This is a genomic window from Planosporangium spinosum, from assembly GCF_049999945.1.
Taxonomy (GTDB): Bacteria; Actinomycetota; Actinomycetes; order Mycobacteriales; family Micromonosporaceae; genus Planosporangium; species Planosporangium spinosum.
On sequence record NZ_JBLYUB010000037.1, the window covers coordinates 1 to 21,275 of the forward strand.

The window sequence follows — 21,275 nt, forward strand, 5'->3', positions numbered from 1 at the left end:
CTTCCGGCGACTCGCCGGAAGGGGCCGCGGCCGTTCGGGGATCATCCGGTCACAGCAGGAGGGTGGCGCCGAAGCTGACGGCCTCGGCGGCGCTGGCGACGCCGAGCAGCTTCCACGGCAGCCGGCCCTTGTGGAGGGTGGCGAAGGCGACGACGGTGGCCGCGATGCCGGGCAGGCCCAGCGTGAACGTGACCGCCAGGTACCACCCGGGGATGTGGGTGAATATTCCGAACACGATCCGCATGCCGATGATCAGCCCGAAGAAGCCGAGCGTCCCCGCCCAGGCGCAGACGCCGAGCAGTCGGCGGAGCCGTAGCTGCGGGTCGGGAGTGCCCGGCATCCGCAGCTCGCCCAGCGCCGCGCGGGCCTCCTGCTGCGTGGGCAGCCGCTTGAACCGAACGCTGACCGGGTGGAACCGGGACGTGGGTCTCGCCGCCGAGGTGGTGGCGGACTTGCCGCTCATGGTCGAAAGTCCTCCCTTTTGAACCCGAGGTCGCGGAACAGCGCGACGGTACGACTTCACTGACTGCAACGAGCTAGTTGACCTTGTGTCACGGGTATCGAAGTCTGGTGAGCGTGGGTGTCACGTTGGCGACATGTGGTGCGTGATGTTGCGAGAGAGATGGGGTCGTCGGCGTAGGCTGCGCTGCGTGACGGACGCGCCCATCGGGATCTTCGACTCAGGCGTCGGTGGCCTGACTGTGGCTCGCGCCATCCTGGACCAGTTGCCGCACGAGCAGGTCCTGTATGTCGGAGACACCGCGAATGTGCCCTACGGGCCTAAGCCTATAGCCGACGTGCGCCGGTACGCGCTCCAGTGCCTCGACCAAATGGTGGATCAGGGCGTGAAGATGCTGGTGATCGCCTGCAACACCGCTTCCGCGGCGTGCCTGCACGACGCCCGTGAGCGCTACCGCGTACCGGTGATCGAGGTGATCCGCCCGGCCGTCCGCCGCGCCGCCGCGGCCACCCGCAACGGACACATCGGCGTCATCGGTACCGTGGCCACGATCAACAGCGGCGCGTACCAGGACGCGTTCGTCGCCGCGTCGCACGTGACCGTGCACAGCGCGGCCTGCCCGCAGTTCGTCGACTTCGTCGAGCGGGGCGTCACGTCCGGCCGGGTCCTCCTCGGGCTGGCGAGCGCCTACCTGGAGCCCCTCCAGCAGGCGCAGGTCGACACGTTGGTCCTCGGCTGCACCCACTACCCGCTGCTCGCCGGTCTCCTCGGGCTGGTCATGGGAGACGGTGTCACGCTGGTGTCGAGCGCGGACGAGACCGCCAAGGACGTCTACCGGATACTGACCGAGCGCGACCTGCTACGCCCCGACGACGCCCCGCCGCCGGCACATCGGTTCCTGGCCACCGGCGACCCGGAGCGGTTCGGCCGCCTCGCGCGGCGCTTCATCGGCCCCGAGGTCGGCGTCGCCGGCGACGCGCCGATCTCCCCGGTGGAGGCGGCAGCATGAGCGAGCGGAGCGAGGCGGCGACATGAGCGAGCGGAGCGAGCGAATCGAGGGGCTCAGTGGCGTGAAGGCTCATGGCGTCGCCGAGCGGAGCGAGGCGGCGACATGAGCGAGCGGAGCGAGCGAATCGAGGGGCTCAGTGGCGTGAAGGCTCATGGCGTCGCCGAGCGGAGCGAGGCGGCGACATGAGGTTGACGGTGCTCGGGTGTGCCGGGAGTTTTCCCGGCCCGGAGGCGGCCTGCTCGGCGTACCTGGTCGAGGCCGACGGGTTCCGGCTGCTGATCGACTTCGGTACCGGGTCGCTGTCGGCGCTCCAGCGCTTCTCGGGGCTGTACACCGTCGACGCGATCCTGCTGTCCCACCTGCACGCCGACCACATCTTCGACGCCTGCTCGTACGTGGTGGCGCGGCGGTACGCGCCGGGTGGTGCCCTGCCGGCGATTCCGGTGTACGCGCCCGCCGGCGCCCCGGAGCGGCTGGCGACCGCCTACGGCGGACCCGCCGAGGGGCCGGTCGACGACGTGTACACCTTCTACACCCTCCAGCCCGGCTCGTTCCCGATCGGCCCGTTCCAGGTCGCCGTCGACCGGGTCAACCACCCCGTCGAGACCTACGGGGTACGGGTCGAGCACGGCGGCCGGGTGCTGGCGTACTCGGCCGACACCGCGAGCTGCGAGGCGCTGGTACGGCTGGCGCACGGTGCCGACACGTTCCTGTGCGAGGCGAGCTACCTCGACGGCATGGACAACCCACCTGACCTGCACCTCACCGGCCGCGAGGCGGGCGAGCACGCGGCCAAGGCCGGGGTCGGTCGGCTGCTGCTGACCCACCTGGTGACGGCGTGGGGGAGCGAGCTGTCCACGGTCGAAGCGGCCGCCGCGGCGTTCGCCGGCCCGGTCGAGGTGGTCCGCCCCGGCTGCCAGTACGAGATCTGAGACCGGGACCGTCACGCACATTTCGCCCGTCGGCCAACGCCGATTGGTCTGGCGCACCCGAGGGCGTCCCACCGTGAGGTCATGCGGATCGCGATCATCACCGAGTCGTTCCCGCCCGACGTCAACGGCGTCGCGCACTCAGTGGTACGGGTGGCCGAACACCTGCGCAACCGAGGTCACCAGCCGCTCGTCGTCGCCCCGCAGCCGGCCTCCGGCCGCCGCGCCGTGACCGGGCCCCTGCCGTACCCGGTGGTCCGGGTTCCCTCGCTGCCCACGCCGGGCTACTCCGGCTTCCGCCTCGGCCTGCCCAGCCGGCGCATCGCGGCGGCGCTGCGCGAGCACCGGGCCGATCTGGTCCACCTGGCCAGCCCGTTCGTCCTCGGCGCCCGGGGTGCCGGCGTGTCCCGGACGCTCGGCCTGCCGACAGTGGCGGTCTTCCAGACCGACGTCCCCGCCTACGCCGGCCTGTACCGAGGGTTCGGCTGGGGTGAGGAGGCGGCCTGGCGGTGGCTGCGCCGCATCCACAACGCCGCCGACCGTACCCTCGCCCCGTCCACCGCGACCGCGACCGCGCTGATGGCGCACGGCATCGAGCGGGTGTGGCTGTGGCGGCGCGGCGTCGACGCCGGCCGCTTCCACCCCGACCTGCGCAGCCCGGCCCTGCGCCGCGCGCTCGCGCCCGGCGGCGAGGTCCTCGTCGGCTACGTCGGACGCCTCGCGGCGGAGAAGCGGGTGGACCTGCTGGCACCGGTGACCCGGCTGCCCGGCGTACGGGTCGTGATCGTCGGCGACGGGCCGGCCCGCGCGTCACTGCACCGGGCCATGCCGGACGCCGTGTTCCTCGGCGAGCGCCGGGGCGCCCAGTTGGCCCGCCTCTACGCCAGCTTCGACGTGTTCGCGCACACCGGCCCGTACGAGACGTTCGGGCAGACCGTCCAGGAGGCCCTCGCCAGCGGCCTGCCCGTGGTCGCTCCGGCGACCGGCGGGCCGCTGGACCTGGTGGAGCCGGGGCGTACCGGGTACCTGGTGCCGCCCTGCGACTCCGCCGCGCTCGTCGAGGCCGTGGGCGCGCTGGTCGCCGACCCGGCCCGGCGCGCCGAGTTCGGTGCCCACGCCCGCGCGGCGGTGCAGGGCCGTAGCTGGGCCGCGGTCGGCGACGAGCTGATCGGGCACTACGCGGACGTCCTCGACGGCCCGGTGAGCACCCGCGTCGGGGTCGCCGCGTGAGAATCGTGCGCCTGGCCAACTTCATCATGCCCCGCTCGGGCGGCCTGCGTACCGCGTTGCGGTGTCTCGGCGAGGGGTACCTGGCAGCCGGCCACGAACCGGTCCTCGTCGTACCGGGGGAGCGGGCCGGTGACGACCTGACCCCGTACGGGCGGGTGATCACGGTGCCCGGCCCGGAGGTGCCGGGCACCGGCGGATATCGGGTGCTGCTCGGTCGCCGGCGGCTCGGGCGGCTGCTGGCCGACCTGCGCCCCGACCGGTTGGAGGTCTCCGACCGGTTCACGCTGCGCTGGACCGGTCGGTGGGCCCGCGAACGGGAGGTACCGGCGGTGATGGTCTCCCACGAGAGCCTCACCGGCCTGCTCGGCGTCGCCGGCCTGCCGGAGCCCGCCGCGCGGCGGTTGGCCGACCTGTTCAACGCGCGCAGCGCCCGCGGCTATGACCGCATCGTGTGTACCACCGCCTGGGCCGCCGAGGAGTTCCGCCGCATCGCGGCGCCGAACCTGGTCGAGGTGCCGCTCGGTGTCGACCTGGATCTGTTCCACCCCGGGGCGCGCGACGACGCGCTCCGCGCCCGGTACGCCCGTCCCGACCAGCTCCTGATCGTGCACTGCGGCCGGCTGTCCACCGAGAAGGAGCCCGGGCGCTCGGTGGCGGCGCTCGCCGCGCTGTACCGCGACCGGGTCGACGCGGTCCTCGTCGTCGCCGGGGACGGACCGCTGCGGCCGCGCCTGATCGAGCAGGCCGCCGGGCTGCCGGTGCGCTTCACCCGGTTCCTCGACGACCGCTCCGCGGTGGCGGCGCTGCTGGCCACGGCGGACGTGGCGCTCGCGCCCGGTCCGATCGAGACGTTCGGGCTGGCCGCGCTCGAGGCGCTGGCGTGCGGCACCCCGGTGGTCGTCAACGCGGCGTCCGCGCTGCCCGAGGTGGTCGGCGACGCCGGGGTCGCCGTGCGGGGCGACTTCGCCCGAGGCGTGCGTGAGATCATCGCCAGGCCGGAGGCGGCGCGGCGGGCCGCCGCCCGGGCCCGGGCCGAGCGGTTCGGCTGGCCGGCCTCGGCAGCCGGGTTCCTCGCCGCGCACGGCGCCACTCATTGCGGCGCATTGACGGTTCACCGTGCCGATTTTCGGGAACACCAGGTGGTGACACCCGGAGAAGGAGCGCGCGGTGGAGCAGCGAGATTCACGGCGGGACCAGCGGGTCCAGCACCAGGACCAGCGGGTACCCCGGCAGGAGCAGCGGGAGCCGGAGGCCGGTCAGCGGGCTCCAGAGCAGGACCGGCAGCGGGAGACCGACTGGAAGGAGACCCAGCGGCAGCTCGAACGTAACCAGGACGAGGGCCCGGCGGGCCCGACCGAGCTGACCAGGCCCAACTGGTGGGGCGTGCTGAAGCGAACGTTCAAGCAGTTCCAGGTCGACAACCTCGGTGACTGGGCGGCGGCGCTGACGTACTACGGGGTGCTGTCGCTGTTCCCCGGCCTGCTGGCGCTGGTGTCGTCGCTGGGACTCCTCGGCCCGAGCGCCACCAACACCGTCATCGACACCCTGCAGGAATTCATGCCGCCGACGGCGAAGCCGATCATCGACCCGGCGGTCAGGAATCTCCAGCACGCGCCCACCGGACTGCTGGCCATCGTCGGTGTTCTCGGCGCGCTGTGGTCGGCGTCGGGCTACATCGGCGCGTTCATGCGGGCGTCCAACGCGATCTACGACGTGCCGGAGGGGCGTCCGTTCTGGAAGACCCTGCCGCTGCGGGTGGGGCTGACCATCATGATCGGCACGCTGATGGTCGTCAGCGCCTTCATCGTCGTGTTCACCGGCAAGCTCGCCGAGATCGTCGGCAGGGCGCTGCACCTCGGCCAGACCGCGATCACGGTCTGGTCCATCGCGAAGTGGCCGGTGCTGCTGGTACTGGTCAGCCTCGCGTTCGCGCTGCTGTACTACCTGGCGCCGAACGCCAAGCAGACGGGCTTCCGCTGGATCACCCCGGGCGGCCTGCTCGCCGTGCTGATCTGGGTGGTCGCCTCCGCCGCCTTCGGCGTGTACGCGGCGAACTTCTCCTCGTACAACAAGACCTACGGGACCCTCGGCGGGGTGATCGCGGCGCTGGTGTGGCTGTGGATCTCCAACATCGCGATCCTGCTGGGCGCCGAGTTCGACGCCGAGCTGGAGCGGGCCCGGGCCATCCAGGGCGGCATGCGCCCCGAGGACCAGGAGCCCTACCTGCCGCTGCGCGACGACCGCAAGGTACCCGACGACGACGTCAGCGCGCGCCGGAAGAACAACGGCCTGGCGTGAGAAGCGTCGGACCGGCCGCCTAGGGTGTTGGTCATGGCCCGACCTGATGGACGCGCGGCGGACGAGCTGCGCCCGGTGACCCTGCAACGCAACTGGAGCATGCACCCGGAAGGATCGGTGCTCGTCGAATTCGGCGGCACCCGGGTGCTGTGCACGGCCAGCGTCACCGAGGGGGTGCCGCGCTGGCGCAAGGGCTCCGGCCTCGGCTGGGTCACCGCCGAGTACGCGATGCTGCCGCGCGCCACCACCACGCGTAGCGACCGGGAGAGCGTCAAGGGCAGGATCGGCGGGCGTACCCACGAGATCTCCCGCCTGATCGGGCGCAGCCTGCGGACCTGCGTCGACCTCAAGGCGCTGGGGGAGAACTCGATCGTGCTCGACTGCGACGTGCTCCAGGCCGACGGCGGCACCCGGACGGCGGCGATCACCGGCGCGTACGTGGCGCTGTACGACGCGGTGTCGTGGCTGGCCAAGAACGGTTCGCTGAAGAGCTCGCCGGAGAAGGTGATGCACCGGTCGGTCAGCGCGGTCAGCGTCGGCATCATCGGCGGTGAGCCGCGGCTGGACCTGTGCTACGAGGAGGACGTCGTCGCCGACGTCGACATGAACGTGGTCTGCACCGGCACCGGCGAGTTCGTCGAGGTCCAGGGCACGGGGGAGCAGGGCGTGTTCACCCGGGCCGAGCTGGACACGCTGGTGGATCTCGGCGCGGCCGGCTGCGCCGAGCTGTCCCGCCTCCAGCGGGAGGCGCTGTCGTGAGGATGCTGCTGGCGACCCGCAACGCCAAGAAGCTCACCGAGCTGCGCCGCATCCTCGACGCCGCCGGGCTCGACGTCGAGCTGGTCGGCCTCGACGACGTCCCGGCCTACCCCGAGACCCCCGAGACCGGCCTGACGTTCGAGGAGAACGCGCTGCTCAAGGCCCGGGACGGGGTGGCCGCGACCGGGCTGCCGACGCTCGCCGACGACTCCGGCATCACCGTCGACGTGCTGAACGGGATGCCGGGGGTGTTCAGCGCCCGCTGGTCCGGCCGGCACGGCGACGACGAGGCCAACCTGCGGCTCGTGCTCGGGCAGGTCGCCGACGTGCCCGACGAGCACATGGGCGCCGAGTTCGTGTGCGCGGCGGCGCTGGTCTTCCCGGACGGCCGCGAGTACGTCACGCACGGCCGCCAGCCCGGCAAGCTGATCCGCGAGCCGCGCGGGAAGAACGGGTTCGGCTACGACCCGATCTTCGTGGCGACCGGCAACACGCGGACCAACGCCGAGCTGACGCCGGAGGAGAAGGACGCGATCAGCCACCGGGGGCAGGCCATGCGGGCGCTCGCCGAGATCGTCGTTCAGCAGACGGAGCGCGCGGGCGGCTGACCGACCGCGACCCGTGCCCCGGAGCTCGGTGTGCAGCCGCTCGTCCAGCTCGACGGTGCGGGCCTCCTCGAACAGGTCGATCACGGCGTGACTGTCGCTGCCCAGACAGTGATCCGCCCGTCGTCGACCTCGATGAGCACGCCGGGATCGGCATGGTCACCCGCGAGCCAGGTGTACTCGGCCCAGTACCGGGTCAGCACGCCAGCTCCTCCAGGGTGTCGGCCAGGGCGTTCACCCCGGCCGCGCAGTCGGCGTCGGTGGCGTGCTCGGCCGGCGCGTGCGACACCCCGGTCGGGTTGCGCACGAACAGCATCGCCGTCGGTACGTGTCCGGACAGGACACCGGCGTCGTGGCCGGCGCCGGTCGGCAGGACGGGCGCCCCGCCGAGGCGGGCGGCGATCCGGCCGCGCAGGTCCGGATCGAACTCGACGACCGGGCTGTCGGACTCGGCCGTCAGGGTGAAACCGGTACCGTCGCCGGCCGCGCGCTCGCCGACCCGGTGGGCGACCGCGTCCACCAGGGACGCCAGCGTGTCCGGGTCGGCGGCCCGGGCGTCGAGCCAGGCGGAGACCGTCGCGGCGATGGCGTTCGTGGCGTTGGGGGTCGCCTCGACCCGGCCGACCGTCGCGTGTGCCCCGTGCCGGCGGGCCTGTTCGTTGGCGGCGAGGACGGCGGCGGCGAACGTCAGTATCGGGTCGCGCCGGTCGGCCATCCGGGTGGTACCGGCGTGGTTGGCCTCGCCGGTGAAGTCCATCCGCCACCGGCCGTGCGGCCAGATCGCGCTGGCGACGCCGACGGCCGCGTCCAGGTCGGTCAGGGCGCGGCCCTGCTCGATGTGCAGCTCGACGAAGGCGCCGATGCGGCGCAGCCGGTCGGGTTCGGCGCCCAGGTCGGCCGGGTCCAGTCCGGCCTTCGTCATCGCCTCGGCCAGGGTCACCCCGTCGCGGTCGGTCAGCGCCCGGGCCCGTGCCGGGTCGATCGAGCCGGTGAGCAGGCGCGAGCCGAGGCAGGCCACGCCGAAGCGGGCGCCCTCCTCCTCGGTGAAGACGGCCAGCCCGATCGGCCGGCGTGGGGTCACGCCGCGCTCGCGCAGCTCGTCCACGGCCAGCAGCGCCGACACCACGCCGAGCGGGCCGTCGTAGCCGCCGCCGTGCGGTACCGAGTCCAGGTGGCTGCCGGTGACCACCGCCTCGCCCGCGTCCGGCGAGCCCCACCACGCGAACAGGTTGCCGTTGCCGTCGGTCTCCACCGTGAGGTCCCGGTCGAGCGCCTCCTCGACGAACCACTCGCGGCACTCCAGGTCCACCGGGCTCCAGGAGCGGCGCAGGTACCCGCCGTCCCGCCCGACCCGACCGACCGGTGCCAGCGAGCGCCATAGCGCGGCGAAGCGTTCAGGTGACATCATTCGACCTCCCGTATCGGTACCCGTACCCCGTGGGCGGCCGCGACCTGCTCGGCACCCTCGTACCCCGGCGTCGACGTGCCGGATCACGCCCATGCCCGGATCGCTGGTCAGTACCCGCGCGATCTTCTGCGCGGCCAGCGGGGTGCCGTCAGCTTGCCGGACGCCATCATCTCGTTGACCGCAGGCCCGCCCGGTCCGGCTCGCCGTAGCCGGTGGACAGGCCGAGGTGGTGGGCCTCCCGGATCATGTCCCGGGACTCCTTCGGGTCATGTCCCGGGACTCCTTCGGGTACCGCGGCAGCACGAACGCCAGCAGGGCGCCGGCATCAGCCGCGTTGCGTTTTCGTGAACGTCGTCGGCATTGCGTTTTTGCGCGCACGGCCGGCTCTGGGCTGTCGGGGGTACCGAACCGTAGGGTTCTCGCGTCGTGGCGCACGGCACAGCCCGAAGAGGTGGTGCGCACGGCACAGCCCGGAGAGCCGGACAGCCCGGAGAGAGGACCGGTCGCGTGGGTAAGCACCTGGCCACCGGGGTCAACGGATCGACCGACCGGAGCGGGACTCCGGGGCGGGCGCTCCTGGCCTCCGGCATCGCGATGGGTGTCCTGCTGGGAGCGGCGTGGTGGGCGGTGAGCTACGGCGACACCCGGCGGCAGCCGGTGACCATGCTGGCCCCGCCGTCCCGGCCGGTCCTGCCGGCCCCGCCGTCCCGGCCGGTCCTGCCGGCCCCGCCGACCGACGCCACCCCGACACCGAGCCCGGTGGGGACCGCCGAGGTGCTCCCGGTGCCACCGCCGCTCCCGGTCACCCCGACCGGGACGCCCGCCACGCCGTCGCCCGCCCCGACTCCCCGCGCCCCGGCCGTGCCGAGCCGGCGGCCACCGCGTACCCGACCGGTCCCGCCCCCGTCGCCCATCCTGGCCCATTACGCCACCCGGCGCGGTGGCGTCTGGGACGTCGGCTACGTGGCCGACGTCAGGGTCACCAACACCTCGGACCGGCCGCAGGCGTTCGAGGTCCGGCTCACCCTGCCCGTCGGGGTACGGGTGACCGGCCAGGTCTGGAACGCCACCGCCGACCGGCGTGCCGGAACGGTCACGTTTCGCGGCGGACCGCTCGCGCCCGGTGGTGAGATCGTCTTCGGCTTCGTCGCTGACAAGAACCCGTACCTCACCGCGCCCGCCCAGTACGAGCCGTACGAATGCACCGTCAACGACGCCGACTGCACGTGAGGGGCCCGGTCGTCCGAGGGTGTGGAATCCTTGGCCGATGCGCCTCGCCTCGATCCACACGTACCCGGTCATAGAGCTGTCACCGGCTCGACCACGACCACGCCGTCGTGGAGCCGTGGGGGCTGGCCGGCGACCGGCGCTGGCTCGTCGTCGACCCCGACGGCACGTTCGTGACCCAGCGGGCCGTGCCGCGGCTCGCGCTCGTCCGGCCGCACCCGGGTGACGGTGGCGGGCTGGTCCTGCGGGCGCCCGGCGTGGCCGACCTCGAGGTGCCCGCGCCCACCGGGAACGACCTGATGCCCGTGACGGTGTGGCGCGACACGGTCGACGCCGCGCCGGCCGGCCCGGCCGCCGACGACTGGCTGACCGCCGTGCTCGACCGCAAGGTGCGCCTGGTCCACCTCGACGACCCGACCCGGCGGGCGCCCAGCCCGAAGTACGCGCAAGCCCACGACCGGGTCAGCTTCGCCGACGGGTACCCGCTGCTGCTGGCCAACGCGGCCTCGCTCGACGGGCTCAACGACTGGCTGGTCGAGGCCGGCGACGAGCCGGTGCCGATGACCCGTTTCCGCCCGAACGTGGTGGTGACCGGCGCGCCGGCCTGGGCCGAGGACGACTGGCTCGGCCGGCGGGTACGGATCGGCGGGGTCACGTTCCGGGCGGTCAAGCCGTGCGGTCGGTGCGTGGTCACCACGATCGACCAGGAGACCGCCGAGCGGACCGGGCAGCCACTGCGCATGCTCGGCCGGCGCCGGCGCTTCGAGGCCGGGCTGCTGTTCGGCCTGAACCTGATCCCCGACGGCGTCGGGTCGATCACCGTCGGGGATCCTGTCGAGGTCCGCTAGACCGTGGCCGGCAGGCCGAAGATCGTCGGGTCGGTGGCGAGGCCGCGCAGGTGACCGCCCGGCTCGGCGATCAGCCGGCGCTCGGTGAGGTCGAGCAGGCCGCCGACGCTCGTCAGCGACGCGCAGCGGGTCCCGTCGGGCTTGACGAACTCCTGCTCCAACCGGAATGTCTTGCCCTCGCCCCAGACGAACGCGCAGGTCACGTCGACCTCGTCGCCGCCGCGCAGCTCCCGGAGGAACCTGATCGTGGCTTCCAGTTGCACCGGGCCGACACCGGAGGCCAGCAGCTTGTCCGTCGTCACGCCGGCTGCCTTCAGGTACTCCCACCGGGCGTGCTCGCCGTACTGGTGGTAGACGGCCGAGTTGAGGTGCCCCTGGGTGTCGAGTTCGTACCCGCGGACCGCGATCCGTACCGAGAAGGCCACGTCAGCCCACCTTCGGGGTGGCACGGGCGATGATCGCGGCGAAGTCGACGCCGGCCGGCAGGGTGCCGTACGCCTGGCCGTGGTCGCCGGCCAGCCGGGAGGCGCAGAAGGCGTCGGCGACCGCCGGGTGGCCGTACCGCACCAGCAGCGCGCCCTGCAGGACCAGGGCGAGCCGCTCGACCGCGCGGCGGGCGCGTATCTCCAGGTCGGCCGGGTCGGACAGGTCCGCCTGGAGTGCGCGTACCGCGGCGTCGAGCCGGGCGTCGGCGCCGGCCGCGGCGGCCACCTCGGCGGTGAACACCTCCACGACCTGGGAATCCTTGGTCATGGCGCGTAGCACGTCCAGCGCGGCGACGTTGCCCGAGCCCTCCCAGATGCCGTTCAGCGGCGACTCGCGGAACAGCCGGGGCATGCCCGACTCCTCGACGTAGCCGTTGCCACCCAGGCACTCCAGGGCCTCGGCGGCGTGGCCCGGCCAGCGCTTGCAGACCCAGTACTTGCCGACGGCGAGGGCCAGCCGCTTGAACGCGGTCTCGCCGGCGTCGCCGCGCGCGGACCGGTCGGTGGCCCCGGCCAGCCGCATCATGAGCACGGTGGCCGCCTCGGACTCGACCGCGAGGTCGGCGAGCACGTTGCGCATCAGCGGCTGGTCGACCAGGTACCGGCCGAAGGCCTGCCGGTGGGTGGCGTGGTGGACGGCGGTGATGACGCCCTGGCGCATCCCGGCGGCGGCGCCGATGACGCAGTCCAGCCGGGTCAGGTTGACCATGTCGATGATCGTGCGGACCCCGCGGCCCTCGTCGCCGACCCGCCAGGCGACCGCGTCCTCGTACTCGATCTCCGACGAGGCGTTGGACCTGTTGCCCAGCTTGTCCTTCAGCCGCATCAGCCGCAGCGGGTTGAGCGTGCCGTCCGGCAGGACGCGCGGCACCAGGAAGCAGGTGAGCCCGCCGGGCGCCTGGGCGAGGGTGAGGAAGACGTCGCACATCGGCGCCGACGTGAACCACTTGTGCCCGACCAGCCGGTAACTGCCGTCGGCCTGCGGCTTCGCGGTGGTCGTGTTGGCGCGCACGTCCGAGCCGCCCTGCTTCTCGGTCATCGACATGCCGGCCAGCAGGCCGCGCTTGGTCAGCGGGGCCCGCAGCCCGAAGTCGTACTCGCCGGCCGTCAGCAGCGGCTCGTACGCCGCCGCCAGTTCGGGGCTGTGCCGCAGCGCCGGTACCGCCGCGTACGTCATCGAGATCGGGCAGCCGTGGCCGGCGTCGGTGCGCCAGGTGTAGAACTTGGCGGCCCGGGCGACGTGCGCGCCGGCGCGGTCGTCCGCCCACGGGGCGGCGTGCAGGCCGTGCGTGACCGCGGTGCGCATCAGGTCGTGCCAGGCGGGGTGGAACTCCACGGAGTCGATGCGGTGGCCGTACCGGTCGTGGGTGCGCAGTACCGGCGGGTGCTCGTTGGCCAGCCGCCCCCACTCGATCGCCATCTCGCTGCCGCCGAGCCGGCCGAGGTCGTGCAGGTCGGCGGCGGCCCAGCCGGCGCCTTCCCGCTCCAGGCCGTCGAGCAGGGCGGGGTCGTCCGCCGCGTCGTAGCCGATCATCGGTGGTACCTGGTTGAACACCTCGTGTGTGGTCACGTCGACACTCCAAGCGCACGGTGGGCGAAAGTGATGAGGCCGGGGATGGTGCCGGGGCCGGCGACCCCGGCGGCGAGCGGGCCGACCATGGCCTCGGCCAGCGCCCCGACCAGGGCGGTGGCGGCCAGTTCGGGATCCTGGGCGGGCAGTTCGCCGCTGGCCACGCCGTCGGCGACGTGCCCGGCGATCACGGTGGCGTAGGCGCGGCGGAAGACCAGCCGCTCGGCGTCGACGCTCGCGTCGACCGGCTCGGCGAGCAGGGCGTACGCCAGCCGCGGCGATTTCAGCGCCCGGCCGGCGAAGGTCTCGATGACGGCCGTGATCCGGTCGGCCGTGCTCGCCTCCACCGCGGCGGCTCGGGAGACCGCGTCGACCTCCCGCTGCGAGGCGATCCGGAACACCTCGGCGAACAGGTCGGCCTTGGTGGGGAAGTGGCGGTAGACGCTGCCGGTGGCCAGCCCGGCGCGCTCGGCGACGGCGGCGACGGAGCAGCCGGCGTACCCGGCCTGGGCCATGATCTCCATGGCCGCGGTGACGATCCGGTCCCGGGCGGCGCTCAGCCGCGCCTTCACGCGGTCGGTGCTCCGGTACGCCATGCAAGAATTGAACCATCATTCAATCCTTGGCGGCAAGGTGCCGGGACGACGGATGCTCCGAAGTGGTTGTTCCGTCCCCACCCCCAATTGATCATTGCAACTGCCTTGACGTGCGGTAAGCCCGCCAACAAGCATGGGCCGAGCGCAACTTCGCGCAACCGGCGCGACAAGGAGGCGACCGTGTGTCTAACCTTCGTGGGCAAAGACCCGGACTCCAACCCGACCGGCTCACCGACCGTCTACCGCACCGACCGGGGAGCTGGGTGGTGCAGGGCTGGGTCGTGACCGACCCTGACGCCCTGGCGCAGATGGACATCCCGGAGGGGGAGACGTGTGTGGAGATCCCCGACAGGATGCTTCAGTTCTTCACGCGGAAATGATTTCGATCAGCGAGGCCGAGTTCGGCCGGCTGCTGCGCACCTTCGCGCACTTCAGCGACCACCTCGAAACCCGTGACGCCTACGGTACGGCGGTGGAACTGCCGTACATGGCGAAGTGGGCGGCTGGCGAGCCTGACGACCTTGCGTGGTTGCAGGACTGGTGCGACACCTTGCGCGGTCATGTGGCAGCGGGCAAGACGGTGCGTCGGGCGCGCATTGTCTCGGAACCGCTGAGCGACTACCAACGTTGGTCGCACAGCATCGCTCACCCGATGGTGGAAGCGGGCGAGGACATTCGCTGGGTGCCTCGCCGCCTGGTGTCGTCCATCGGCATCCCCGGCAACGACTTCTATGTATTCGATGACCGTCTGGTGGTCTTCCTGATCTACAGCGGCAACGGCCTCAACGCGGACTACCAGACGTCAACCGAGCCCGCCGACATTCACCTGTGCCGGTCGGCCTTCGATGCCGTCTGGCGACTTGCCATCCCTCACCGTGACTACAAGCCCGTCTAGCGCCGCCAGGCAAGCTCAAGAAGCGCTCGGCGTCCGCCTCCGTGAGCTGCGTAAAGACGCAGGCCTCACGGGGCGGGCGCTGGCAGCGGCAACCGGCCAGCACTTCACCCGCGTCAGCAAGATCGAGCACGGTGTTCAGCCGCCGAGCGATCAGGACATCCGTGACTGGTGCCGAGCCTGCGGTGCTGAGGAACAGATACCCGACCTCATCGCCACGCTGCGGGCAGTTGAGTCCGCGTATCTCGAGTTCCGCCGTCAGGCGCGGGCGGGCATGAAGCGCGTACTCGGCGCGCACACCGTTGCCTTGTATGAGCAAACCTCACTGTTCCGCATTTACGAACACAACGTCATTCCCGGCCTTTTTCAGACCGCCGATTACTCGGCGGCCATGCTGTCGTTCTGGATCGACTTCCTGCAGACGCCGAACGACCTGGAGGAGGCCGTGGCGACGCGGATGGAACGCCAGCGCGTGATTTACCAGCGTGGCAAACGCTTTGCCGTGGTTGTAGAAGAACAGGCGCTGAGGACCTGGTTCGGCGACGCTGCCACCCAGGCCGGGCAACTTGACCGACTGCTGGCCGTGATGTCGTTACCGAACGTCTCGGTGGGCATCGTGCCGATGATGACCGAGCGGGCCGGGGTGCCCTCCGCGGGCTTTTGGATTTTTGACAACTCCCTGGTGGCGCTGGAGACGCCCACGGCGAGCATCGAGGTCACGCGGCCCAACGAGATCGAGCTGTACGGCCGGATGTTTGAGCACCTGCAGGCGGTCGCTGTGTATGGCCGTGAGGCACGGGCGTTGATCACGCGCACCATTGGCGAGCTGGGGTAGCGCAACCTTTCGCAACATCATGGACTGTCCAGCTCACCGCCACTTAGCGTCATGGCGGAATGTCCCGGGCTGGGCAGGAGATGCCATGATCATCAGTGCCGCGATCGCCGTCGCGATCGGCCTTGTCGTGGGCTTCGTATCCGGCGGTCTCATCTACCGCCAGTCCCGCCGTTGGTGCCCGCAGTGCGGCGCGTTCACGGAGGACCTTCGGCGGTAGGCCGGGCAGCGGTGAACGCTCGCATCCAGCCGGGCACGGTCATCGAGCCAGCCCGAGGAGCAGAGGCTGTGAGTGCCGCCTCCGTTACCGCGGTCACGCCATCCCGCCGCACGAGGGTTCGCGCTCCGAACCTGGCACTTCGCCTGGCGCGGCTACGGCTGCCATCCCCGGCGGGGTATGGGCGGATGTCCCGGCAGGAGTTGGCCGAGGCGCTGAACCTCCACGTCTTGAACGCCACCGGTCGGGTCGTGGCCCTGGACGGCAATTACGTAGGGAAGTTGGAGCGAGGCGAGCACCGTTGGCCGCGAGCCGATTACCGGGCGGCGTTCCGCGCGGTGCTCGGCGCGGCCACCGACTCCGAACTTGGGTTTTTCGTTTTGCGTCGCTCGACAGGCGACGCCTTCGCGCGAGAGGACGGGCCGTCGGCGTCTGGAGCGGCCCTCGTGCCGGTGCCGGACGAACCCCCCAAGGACGCGCTCGTGCAGTTCGTCGTCAGGCCGGGCATGGTCGTGGTCGTGGTACCGGCAGATCATCCCGTGTTGGTGGCGCTCGTCGCCGATGTGTGAGGGGAAACAACTCGACCAGGCCCAAGCCGAGGTGGACCGTCACGTTGCCGCCGGGTTGGACGGTCGCTGCCTCGAATGCGGTGCGGAGCAACCCTGCAGGGGCCTGCGTACGGCGAACCAGACCTTCGCCAGGTACGCACGGCTGCCGGTGCGCGTCCGGGTCTTGCCGGCTGTGGCGGGAACACCGGCAGGCGGTTCGGGTAGTTCGCTGACACTACGGCGGTGGCCCGTGGCCGTTGAAGCGCCGCGCGAACGGAACACGCCCGAATCGCCACCGTTGGGCAGAGCTTCCGGCTGGCGCCCGTACCGACTTCTGAAGTAGTGTTGATGTGTGACGAGTCTGCCTGCGGAGTCCGTGCCGTTCTCAGAGCTGCTGCGCCAGCCGGCCGAGACCGCCGCGCGCCTGACTCGCGCGCGGGCCGTGCGGCTGCGCCGTCGTGACGCCGCCGATCTGGTACTGATGTCCGCCGACCGGGCCGAGGCGGAGGGGGAGGTCGTCGACCTGACCGCACGGCTGTTGGCCAGCCTGGTGCGCCGCGATCCGGCCCTGGTGCGCGAGGTGCTGCCCACGGTGCTGCCGTGGGTGCGGTTCCTGCCGGTTGACGACGCGAGCGCCATGGTGGACGAGTTCGTGGCCACCGCTGAGGCCGCCGCGGCGATCGGTAACACCGCTGCGGTGTCGCAACTGCTCACCGAGTGGCGGCATACCGCCGAGATCCACGCCGATCCGCAGCTGTATCACGCGCTGACCGGCCAGGATCTCGGCGACTTCGGGGCGGTGCCCCGGCCGGCCGACCGGTGAACGCCAAACGAGGTGACCGGGTCGCGCCGCCGCCGCGCCCTGGCGGATACGCGCTGCGGTTCGCCACCAACGACGCGGCCAAGGGCTGGGAGGAGCTGTGCCGTCAGGCCGCTGCCAACACCCGCGCCGCCTACGACGCGATCGAGGCCGACCCGTGTCCTCATCCGCCGACGCCCCGCCACCATCCCCTCAAGGGCCAGCTGGCCACTGACACCCACGCCGGCAAGGTGCTGGCTCAGTGGCAGTACGAGGTGACCGGCGGCGGGCGGATCTGGTACCTCGTCGATCACGACAACCGCACCTGCTGGGTCAAGTACGCCGGCACCGGCCACCCCAGGCAGACCGACTGATCCGCGGTCTCGCGCGACTACGGTGGTGCGGGAGAGGGGACTTGAACCCCTACGTCCGAAGACACCAGATCCTAAGTCTGGCGCGTCTGCCATTCCGCCACTCCCGCGCGGCGTCCCTGAGTCTAGGGTGCCGGTCCGACCGGTGTCGCCCCGGTTCGCGGGTCGCCGCCTTCCGCGATCCCGGACACCTGTGCGGCCCCTGGCCGGCACACGTGTCCGAGATCGCGCGGGAAGGGTCAGTCGATGCCCAGGTCCTTGCGCAGCTTCGCCACGTGGCCGGTCGCCTTCACGTTGTACAGCGCCCGCTCGATCCGGCCCTCCTCGTCGATGACGAAGGTCGACCGGATCACGCCGACCACGGTCTTGCCGTAGTTCTGCTTCTCGCCGTACGCGCCGTACGCGGTCAGCACCGACCGGTCCTCGTCACCCACGAGGGGGAAGGTCAGCGCGTCCCGCTCCACGAACTTCGCCAGCTTCTCCGGCTTGTCCGGCGAGATCCCGACGACCTGGTACCCGGCGCCCTGCAGGGAGGCGAGCGAGTCGCGGAAGTCGCAGGCCTGCGTGGTGCAGCCGGGGGTCATGGCGGCCGGGTACGCGTACAGCACGACCTTGCGACCGCGCAGGTCGGAAAGCGCCAACTGGCCGCCGTCGGCGGTGGGCAGCGTGAAGTCCGGGGCCCGGTCGCCCGGGGAGAGCCGAGTCGTGGTCATGGCCTCAACCTACCGGCCGGCGACCGGTGGCCGCCGGTCAGCCGGCCGGGCGTACGCCGGCCCGTCGGGCGCCTGCCGTCAGCCGGCCAGTGCCCGCTGGACGTCGGCCAGGGTCGGCTGCACCTCCTTGCCGTCGACGTACACCGTGGGCGTGCCGGTCACGCCGCGGTTGACCGCGGCGTCCGTGACGTGCTGGACCCACGTGTTGTGCGTGCCGTCGCGAACGCAGCTGTCGAAGCCCGAGCCGGTGATCCCCGCGGTGTGCCCCAGCCGGATCAGCTCGTCGTTACTGAGGCCGGCACCGCCCTCCGGCGGCTGGTTGGCGTACAGCACCTTCACGTACTCGGCCAGCTTCCCGGCGTCGGAGGCGCAGCCGGCCGCGTTGGCGGACCGGGTCGAGTACTTCGTCGTGGACACGCGGTCGAGGAACGCCACCGGGTGGTACACCAGCGTGATCTGGTTGCTCGTGGCCATCCGGGTGAGGTCGCCGCCGGCGGCGGTCTCGAAGTCCTTGCAGTGCGGGCAGATGAAGTCCAGGTACACCTCGACGGTCTTCGGCCCCGATCCGATCACCAGGCCGTCGCCGTTGGCGGTCGCGTGCGCGGGGGTCGCGTAGCTCGACGCGCGCTGGCTCTCGTAGACCGCCCAGCCGGCGAGCCCGGCGATCACGAGCACCGCCACGGTGGCGATCGACACCCACATCCGCCGGGCGCGGGCCCGCTCCCTGGCGAGCTGCTCGCGTACGACCTGCGCGGCCTGCTTCTTGTTGGCCCGTGAACTCATGCTGCCTCTTCTCCTACCCGGAGCCACTCGTCGACGGCCAGCCGTGTGCGCGGCCACGCCACCAGGAACCCGGCCACCAGCAACAGCCCCACGTCGCGCGCGATGTCGGGGCCGTAGTTGGGGTGCTGGCCCGGTGCGAGCTGCCCGCCGCCGCCGAAGCAGCCGCAGTCGATGGACAGCCCGCGCGCCCATGCGGCGGCGATACCCACGATGTAGACGGCCAACAGTGCCACGGAGATGGCGGCGACCAACCGGGTGGCCAGGCCCACCAGTAGCAGTACCCCCATGGCCAGTTCCATGAACGGCAGGGCGGCGCCCACGACGCGGGCCAGGTCGACGGGCATCAGCTTGAAGGCGGCCACGGAGCGCCCGGACGCGGCCAGGTCGCCGACCTTGGACCCGCCGGCCACCAGCCACACGGCGGCGAGCCCCAGCCGGGCGACCGTACTCAGCCACGGGTGGACCAGCGGCCAACGCTGCGCGATGCTCACCGGAGTTGGTCGCCCTCCTCGAACCGCTGGTTCCATACAGTGATCCGCATCACGGTCGTTATGGGTGGTGTACGGTGATATCTCCCGTGCTCAGCCGGCTGCGGGGAACGTTCCGGAGGGTCCGAGCGACTATCTGGCACATGAACGAGGACCGGAGCGGAGTGACGGCCGCGAACTGGGCAGGAAGCATGGGGCGCATGACACGTTGTCGTGCCCTCGCCGCGCTGGCGGGACTGCTCGTCGGGTTGTTCGCCGTTCTCGTCGCGCCGGCCGCCCCGGCGAGCGCGCACGCCGCGCTGCTGCAGAGCGAGCCGCAGGCCGGGACGGTCCTGGCGACCTCACCCTCCGAGGTCGTGCTGACCTTCAGTGAGCCGGTGCGCATCGTGCCGCAGAAGAACCACATCATCGGCCCGGACGGCCGCCGGGTGGAGCGGGGCGAGCCGAGCACCGAGGGCACGCGGCTGCGCATCCCGATGAAGCAGACGACCGACCGCGGCAGCTACCTGATCAGCTACCGGGTCATCTCCGCCGACAGCCACCCGATCTCGGGCAGCATCCCGTTCTCCATCGGGGCGCCGTCGGCGAACGCCCCGATCGAGATCACCACGGAGACGCCGAGCGACCCGCTGGTCACCACGTCGCTGGCGGGCGCCCGCTACGTCGGGTACGCCGGGCTGGCGATGGTGACGGGCCCGGCGCTGTTCCTGGCCCTGCTGTGGCCGCGGCGGCTGTCGCGGCGCGGCCCGCTGCGGCTGGTCAAGATCGGCGTCGGCCTGGTCACCGTGTCGAGCCTGGCCGAGCAGTACCTGCAGGCGCCATACCACGCCGGGACCGGTGTGTTCGGGGCCAGCGCGGCCGATCTGGAAGCGGTGTTCAACAGCCAGTACGGCGCCGCGCACCTGGTCCGCATCGGCGTCATCGCCGCGCTCATGGTGCTGCTGCCGCTGTTCGTCAACCGGCCGGCCGGGGTGGAGGGCCGGACCGCCTGGACCGACCGCGCCCTCGTCGGGATCCTCGCGGTGGTCGGGCTGGCCACCTGGCCGGTCTCCGGCCACCCGGCGGCCAGCTCGGTGCCGGTGCTGACCACCGTCGCCGACGCCGCCCACCTGGGCGCCATGGCCGTCTGGATCGGCGGCCTGATCATCCTGTTCGGGTTCCTGCTGCGCCGGGCCAACGCCCGTGAGCTGGCCGCGATCCTGCCGGTGTGGTCGCGATGGGCGATGACCGCGGTGACCGTCCTCGTCGTCGCCGGCACGGCGCAGGCGCTGGTGTCGCTGGGCTCGCTGCGCGGGCTGTACGGCACCACGTACGGCCGTCTGCTGCTGGCCAAGGTCGGGCTGCTGGCCGTGGTACTCGTGGTCGCCGCGTACTCGAGGCGGCTGTCGCTGCGGCCGACCACCGCCGGGGCCGGTGACGCGGACGACGAGGCCGCCGACGGGGAGGCCGCCGACGGGGAGGCCGCTGACGGGGAGACCGCCGACGAGCTGACCGCGGACGCTCGGGTGGCGACCGTCGCGGCGGTCGGGTCCACCGAAGGGGCCGGCCGCCGGGCGGTCGTCCGGGTCGTCCCATCGGTCGACGACGCGGCTGACGGGGCCGACGACGGCGAAGGCCGCGCGGACAGGGCCGACGGCGAGCAGGCCGACGACGGGACGGCCGGTGAGCTGGCCGACGAAGGCGACGACGAGCCGGACGAGGGCGGGCGGAGCGAGGACGACGCGGGCGGCGACCAGTGGACGCGGCGGCGGCTGCGCCGGTCGGTGCTGCTGGAACTGGTCGGTACCGTGGCCGTCCTGGTCCTGACCTCGGTCCTGGTGCAGACCACGCCGGCCCGGGCCACCCTGGAGCAGGCCGACAGCCGGGCCGACAGCGAGTACACCGCCACGCTCACCACGAAGCTGTACTCGCTGCAGGTCCAGCTCGAACCCAAGCGGACCGGGCCCAACACGATCCACCTGTACGCCTACTCGCCCGACGGGTCCCCGATCCAGGTCAAGGAGTGGAAGGCCACCGCCGAGCTGCCCGCCCAGGGCATCGAACCGGCCGACGTCGCGGTGCTGCCGATCGCCGACAACCATGCGCTGGCGCAGGCCCTGTTCTCCACGCCCGGCACCTGGCAGCTGCGGATCACGCTGCGGACGACCGACATCGACGCGGCGACCGTCGTCGCCGACGTTCCGATCCGTTAGCGCACCGGGCAAGGGT

Annotated in this window: 24 protein-coding genes and 1 tRNA gene; 16 read left to right on the plus strand and 9 right to left on the minus strand. The window is 72.0% G+C overall.

Annotated features, from left to right (window positions below; genetic code table 11):
* Window positions 1-49 precede the first annotated feature (49 nt).
* On the minus strand, window positions 50-463 hold the full coding sequence (locus ACNTMW_RS31170) for a hypothetical protein (protein ID WP_426637556.1): 414 nt from the start codon (window positions 461-463) through the stop codon (window positions 50-52).
* A 187-nt stretch (window positions 464-650) separates the two neighbouring features.
* On the opposite strand from ACNTMW_RS31170, the gene murI reads away from it, so the two are divergent.
* The 7 genes from murI to rdgB all read left to right on the plus strand — a co-directional run bounded on the left by murI (window position 651) and on the right by rdgB (window position 7,293).
* Window positions 651-1,469 (plus strand): glutamate racemase, encoded by an 819-nt coding sequence (gene murI / locus ACNTMW_RS31175; RefSeq protein ID WP_426637557.1) that lies wholly within the window; start codon window positions 651-653, stop codon window positions 1,467-1,469.
* Window positions 1,470-1,651: 182 nt separating this feature from the next.
* Window positions 1,652-2,401, plus strand: coding sequence for an MBL fold metallo-hydrolase (locus ACNTMW_RS31180; protein WP_426637558.1), 750 nt, complete (start codon window positions 1,652-1,654; stop codon window positions 2,399-2,401).
* An 81-nt stretch (window positions 2,402-2,482) separates the two neighbouring features.
* Window positions 2,483-3,628 carry a glycosyltransferase family 4 protein gene (locus ACNTMW_RS31185; RefSeq protein ID WP_426637559.1) on the plus strand — a complete coding sequence of 382 codons (1,146 nt, stop codon included), beginning with the start codon at window positions 2,483-2,485 and terminating at the stop codon, window positions 3,626-3,628.
* Window positions 3,625-4,956 (plus strand): glycosyltransferase, encoded by a 1,332-nt coding sequence (locus ACNTMW_RS31190; protein ID WP_426637560.1) that lies wholly within the window; start codon window positions 3,625-3,627, stop codon window positions 4,954-4,956. Before ACNTMW_RS31185 ends, ACNTMW_RS31190 begins: the two co-directional genes overlap by 4 nt.
* A 55-nt stretch (window positions 4,957-5,011) precedes the next feature.
* Window positions 5,012-5,926 carry a YihY/virulence factor BrkB family protein gene (locus ACNTMW_RS31195; RefSeq protein ID WP_426637561.1) on the plus strand — a complete coding sequence of 305 codons (915 nt, stop codon included), beginning with the start codon at window positions 5,012-5,014 and terminating at the stop codon, window positions 5,924-5,926.
* A 33-nt stretch (window positions 5,927-5,959) separates the two neighbouring features.
* Complete coding sequence (gene rph / locus ACNTMW_RS31200) at window positions 5,960-6,685, plus strand: ribonuclease PH (RefSeq protein ID WP_426637562.1); 726 nt, start codon at window positions 5,960-5,962, stop codon at window positions 6,683-6,685.
* A 2-nt stretch (window positions 6,686-6,687) separates the two neighbouring features.
* Window positions 6,688-7,293, plus strand: coding sequence for an RdgB/HAM1 family non-canonical purine NTP pyrophosphatase (rdgB, locus tag ACNTMW_RS31205; protein WP_426637606.1), 606 nt, complete (start codon window positions 6,688-6,690; stop codon window positions 7,291-7,293).
* A gap of 193 nt (window positions 7,294-7,486) precedes the next feature.
* Here rdgB and ACNTMW_RS31210 read toward each other — a convergent pair whose 3' ends face one another.
* The gene (locus ACNTMW_RS31210) at window positions 7,487-8,695 is read right to left on the minus strand and encodes an allantoate amidohydrolase (RefSeq protein WP_426637607.1); all 1,209 of its coding nucleotides are present in this window, start codon (window positions 8,693-8,695) and stop codon (window positions 7,487-7,489) included.
* 510 nt (window positions 8,696-9,205) lie between these two features.
* Here ACNTMW_RS31210 and ACNTMW_RS31215 point away from each other — a divergent pair.
* Window positions 9,206-9,928 carry a cellulose binding domain-containing protein gene (locus ACNTMW_RS31215; RefSeq protein ID WP_426637563.1) on the plus strand — a complete coding sequence of 241 codons (723 nt, stop codon included), beginning with the start codon at window positions 9,206-9,208 and terminating at the stop codon, window positions 9,926-9,928.
* Window positions 9,929-10,035: 107 nt separating this feature from the next.
* Window positions 10,036-10,773, plus strand: coding sequence for an MOSC domain-containing protein (locus tag ACNTMW_RS31220; protein WP_426637564.1), 738 nt, complete (start codon window positions 10,036-10,038; stop codon window positions 10,771-10,773).
* On the opposite strand, the gene ACNTMW_RS31225 is transcribed toward ACNTMW_RS31220, so the two are convergent.
* Genes ACNTMW_RS31225 through ACNTMW_RS31235 form a run of 3 tightly spaced genes read right to left on the minus strand, consistent with a single transcriptional unit; the run spans window position 10,770 to window position 13,424 of the window.
* Window positions 10,770-11,198: an acyl-CoA thioesterase gene (locus ACNTMW_RS31225; protein WP_426637565.1), complete on the minus strand. Its 429-nt coding sequence runs from the start codon at window positions 11,196-11,198 to the stop codon at window positions 10,770-10,772. The two genes, ACNTMW_RS31220 and ACNTMW_RS31225, sit on opposite strands and share 4 nt — an antisense overlap.
* A gap of 1 nt (window position 11,199) precedes the next feature.
* Window positions 11,200-12,828 carry an isovaleryl-CoA dehydrogenase gene (locus ACNTMW_RS31230; protein WP_426637566.1) on the minus strand — a complete coding sequence of 543 codons (1,629 nt, stop codon included), beginning with the start codon at window positions 12,826-12,828 and terminating at the stop codon, window positions 11,200-11,202.
* Window positions 12,825-13,424 carry a TetR/AcrR family transcriptional regulator gene (locus ACNTMW_RS31235; RefSeq protein WP_426637567.1) on the minus strand — a complete coding sequence of 200 codons (600 nt, stop codon included), beginning with the start codon at window positions 13,422-13,424 and terminating at the stop codon, window positions 12,825-12,827. Before ACNTMW_RS31235 ends, ACNTMW_RS31230 begins: the two co-directional genes overlap by 4 nt.
* Window positions 13,425-13,800: 376 nt before the next feature.
* On the opposite strand from ACNTMW_RS31235, the gene ACNTMW_RS31240 reads away from it, so the two are divergent.
* The 6 genes from ACNTMW_RS31240 to ACNTMW_RS31265 all read left to right on the plus strand — a co-directional run bounded on the left by ACNTMW_RS31240 (window position 13,801) and on the right by ACNTMW_RS31265 (window position 17,086).
* Window positions 13,801-14,319 (plus strand): DUF6879 family protein, encoded by a 519-nt coding sequence (locus ACNTMW_RS31240; RefSeq protein ID WP_426637568.1) that lies wholly within the window; start codon window positions 13,801-13,803, stop codon window positions 14,317-14,319.
* Window positions 14,300-15,151, plus strand: coding sequence for a helix-turn-helix domain-containing protein (locus ACNTMW_RS31245; RefSeq protein WP_426637569.1), 852 nt, complete (start codon window positions 14,300-14,302; stop codon window positions 15,149-15,151). The genes ACNTMW_RS31240 and ACNTMW_RS31245 overlap by 20 nt, the downstream gene beginning before the upstream one ends.
* Window positions 15,152-15,236: 85 nt before the next feature.
* Window positions 15,237-15,368, plus strand: coding sequence for a hypothetical protein (locus ACNTMW_RS31250; protein WP_426637570.1), 132 nt, complete (start codon window positions 15,237-15,239; stop codon window positions 15,366-15,368).
* Window positions 15,369-15,553: 185 nt separating this feature from the next.
* Window positions 15,554-15,934 carry a helix-turn-helix domain-containing protein gene (locus ACNTMW_RS31255; protein WP_426637571.1) on the plus strand — a complete coding sequence of 127 codons (381 nt, stop codon included), beginning with the start codon at window positions 15,554-15,556 and terminating at the stop codon, window positions 15,932-15,934.
* A 331-nt stretch (window positions 15,935-16,265) separates the two neighbouring features.
* Complete coding sequence (locus ACNTMW_RS31260) at window positions 16,266-16,736, plus strand: hypothetical protein (protein WP_426637572.1); 471 nt, start codon at window positions 16,266-16,268, stop codon at window positions 16,734-16,736.
* Window positions 16,733-17,086 carry a hypothetical protein gene (locus tag ACNTMW_RS31265; protein ID WP_426637573.1) on the plus strand — a complete coding sequence of 118 codons (354 nt, stop codon included), beginning with the start codon at window positions 16,733-16,735 and terminating at the stop codon, window positions 17,084-17,086. Before ACNTMW_RS31260 ends, ACNTMW_RS31265 begins: the two co-directional genes overlap by 4 nt.
* 23 nt (window positions 17,087-17,109) lie before the next feature.
* Here the strand turns inward: ACNTMW_RS31265 and ACNTMW_RS31270 are convergent.
* From ACNTMW_RS31270 to ACNTMW_RS31285, 4 genes are all read right to left on the minus strand, one after another.
* Window positions 17,110-17,193, minus strand: a tRNA-Leu gene (locus tag ACNTMW_RS31270).
* Window positions 17,194-17,322: 129 nt separating this feature from the next.
* Window positions 17,323-17,796: a thioredoxin-dependent thiol peroxidase gene (gene bcp, locus ACNTMW_RS31275; RefSeq protein ID WP_426637574.1), complete on the minus strand. Its 474-nt coding sequence runs from the start codon at window positions 17,794-17,796 to the stop codon at window positions 17,323-17,325.
* A 78-nt stretch (window positions 17,797-17,874) separates the two neighbouring features.
* Window positions 17,875-18,579 (minus strand): DsbA family protein, encoded by a 705-nt coding sequence (locus tag ACNTMW_RS31280; protein WP_426637575.1) that lies wholly within the window; start codon window positions 18,577-18,579, stop codon window positions 17,875-17,877.
* Entirely contained in the window at window positions 18,576-19,106 is a 531-nt protein-coding gene (locus tag ACNTMW_RS31285) for a MauE/DoxX family redox-associated membrane protein (protein WP_426637576.1), read from the minus strand. Before ACNTMW_RS31285 ends, ACNTMW_RS31280 begins: the two co-directional genes overlap by 4 nt.
* 161 nt (window positions 19,107-19,267) lie before the next feature.
* Between ACNTMW_RS31285 and ACNTMW_RS31290 the strand changes: the two genes are divergently transcribed.
* The gene (locus ACNTMW_RS31290; protein ID WP_426637577.1) at window positions 19,268-21,259 is read left to right on the plus strand and encodes a copper resistance CopC/CopD family protein; all 1,992 of its coding nucleotides are present in this window, start codon (window positions 19,268-19,270) and stop codon (window positions 21,257-21,259) included.
* The last annotated feature ends 16 nt before the right edge of the window (window positions 21,260-21,275 follow it).